Raw genomic sequence first — 1,580 nt, 5'->3', positions numbered from 1 at the left:
ACCGACGCGTCGGCGTATTTCACGTAAAGCGCGTCCTGATCGGCGGTAGAGTGCACGACGATAGCTTGCTTGCCCATCTCTTGGATCGTGCGAAGCGCTCTAAGCGCTATCTCGCCGCGATTTGCGATTAGAATTTTCTTAAGCTCCCTCATAGCTTCTCGACCTCAAACAGCGCCATAGCGTATTCGACGGGTTGTCCGTCTTCGACGAGAGCTTTTTTGATGCGGCAGTCGAATTCCGCTTCGATCTCGTTCATAATCTTCATCGCTTCGATGATGCCGATCGTATCGCCCTTATGCACGACCTGACCTACGCTTACGAACTCTGCCGCACCGGGACTTGGCGCTTTATAAAAAGTACCTACCATCGGGCTGTCGATCGTATCCATCGCGCCTTTTGAGGCGGGCTTATCGCCCACGAGCACATTTACCGCAGGCGCAGCAAGCTGCGGGGCAGGTGCGGGTGCGGCAAGCTGAGACATGCTCCCGCCGCATGGGCCATATTTTTTTATCTCGATTTCAAAATCTTTATCTTTAATTTTTAGCTCGTTAATGCCCTGCTTCTCACCGAAAAAGTCCATTAACTCTTTGATTTCTGCTTTTGTCATAAATTTCTCCTGAAAAAATTTGCGAAATTTTAGCTAAATTTTTATAATTGTTTCTTTAAATGGATTTTTGCGGGACTTTTAAGAAGTGCAAAGCGAAATTTACGACAGAATTTGCGGACTGATTTTAAGGATTTATAGGCTGCGATTTGCCTCGTTCATTTTAAGCTCGAACTTCGCAAGCGAAACACGAAATTTTGCCGCAAGAACGTAAAATGATTTTGAATTCTTTAAAATTTATACTTAATTTTACGACTAGAATTCTACGCTTTAAACGCTAGAATTCCGCGCTTTGCTTTAAAATTCCACTTTTGGGCTCGTATCAAAATCCTGTACCTTGCTTTTTTTAAAATTTCGCGCTGAAATTTTGTTTTAAAACCCCGCGCCGAGATTCTACCCGCGCGGGGTTTCTGTGTTAATGTGTCGCAAAAAAGCTCTGTATTTTCGCTTTATCGCTCGTTTTGCTAAGAGCCAGCATCAGCAGCACGCGCGCCTTTTGCGGATTTAGATTATCGGCGGTTAGAAAGCCAAGTTTTGCGTCGTCCACCTCTGAGCCTACGCTAGTTGAGCCGCTGCCCGTGCGGCTTGAGCGCACAACTATCACGCCCGCTTCGCTAGCTTTTGCAAGCGCAGCCTCCGTATCGGGGTACAAATTTCCATTTCCCATGCCGGCGACTACAATACCCTTAGCGCCATTTTGTACGGCAGTCTCTACGAAATCACCCACGTCTTGCGGATGTGCGTAGATAATATCGACACGCGGCAGAGCCTTGATATCTTTGATATTAAAATCGCTACTTATCGTGTGTTTGCGAAGCGGCGCCATATAGAAATTTACGACTCCGTAATTCACGGTGCCGATCTTACCGGAATTTGGCGAAGTAAAAGTAGCGACATTGGTCGTATTTGTTTTCGTAACCTCGCGCGCGGCGTGGATCTCGTCGTTCATCACTACAAGAGCGCCCTTTTCGCGAGC

General features: G+C 46.9%; 3 protein-coding genes. All 3 read right to left on the bottom strand.

The features are described 5' to 3' along the window. On the bottom strand, positions 1–152 hold a 152-nt coding region (locus tag Q0257_RS00825), incomplete at its 3' end, for a biotin carboxylase N-terminal domain-containing protein (protein ID WP_298020345.1). After that, positions 149–607: an acetyl-CoA carboxylase biotin carboxyl carrier protein gene (gene accB / locus Q0257_RS00820; protein WP_298020342.1), complete on the bottom strand. Its 459-nt coding sequence runs from the start codon at positions 605–607 to the stop codon at positions 149–151. The genes Q0257_RS00825 and accB, both read right to left, overlap by 4 nt. A gap of 412 nt (positions 608–1,019) precedes the next feature. Further along, on the bottom strand, positions 1,020–1,580 hold a 561-nt coding region (locus Q0257_RS00815; RefSeq protein WP_298020339.1), incomplete at its 5' end, for an asparaginase domain-containing protein.

It is taken from the genome of uncultured Campylobacter sp., assembly GCF_938018035.1.
In the GTDB taxonomy this organism is placed as follows: domain Bacteria; phylum Campylobacterota; class Campylobacteria; order Campylobacterales; family Campylobacteraceae; genus Campylobacter_B.
The sequence above is the reverse complement of the archived record's forward strand: the minus strand, read 5'-3'. Positions and strand labels throughout refer to the sequence as shown.

Coding starts and splice junctions, on each gene's coding strand:
- accB (WP_298020342.1), bottom strand. CDS start 607: ATGACAAAAGCAGAAATCAAAGAGTTAATGGACTTTTTCGGTGAGAAG.